This window comes from Mesorhizobium sp. M4B.F.Ca.ET.143.01.1.1, assembly GCF_004792275.1.
Lineage (GTDB): Bacteria > Pseudomonadota > Alphaproteobacteria > Rhizobiales > Rhizobiaceae > Mesorhizobium > Mesorhizobium abyssinicae.
Genome location: NZ_SRSR01000099.1, coordinates 1 through 436, shown reverse-complemented (window position 1 = coordinate 436; position 436 = coordinate 1). Strand labels below are relative to the sequence as shown.

General features: G+C 57.1%; 1 protein-coding gene. It reads left to right on the top strand.

The features are described 5' to 3' along the window. A partial coding sequence (locus EN786_RS36140; protein ID WP_135910043.1) for a response regulator occupies positions 1-436 on the top strand: 436 nt, incomplete at both ends.

Here is a 436-nt window from a genome sequence, read left to right as displayed (position 1 = left end):
GAGCAAGTTCTGACGTTGAATCCGGCCTGGACGGATGTCCCGCGGGCCGAGAACTTCGCTCAACTGGCTTTGCATATTTCCGCAACACTTCCGGGCGGGGCGCGCCAGGACAACGGGACGGAAACCGGGGAAGGCGGCAACAAATCCAATCTTGCCGGTGCCAAGGTTCTCATCGTCGATGACGACATCCGTAACATCTACTCGCTGACCAGTGTTCTTGAGACTTACGACATTGAAGTACTGCACGCCGAGCGTGGCCGAGACGGAATCGCGTTGCTGGAACAGGTCCCCGATGTCGACGCAGCCTTGAGCGACATCATGATGCCGGAGATGGATGGCTACGAGACAATGCGGCAGATACGAAATGAGCCTGCAATCGCTCACATCCCGCTGATTTCCGTGACAGCCAAGGCAATGAAAGGCGACCGGCAGAAAT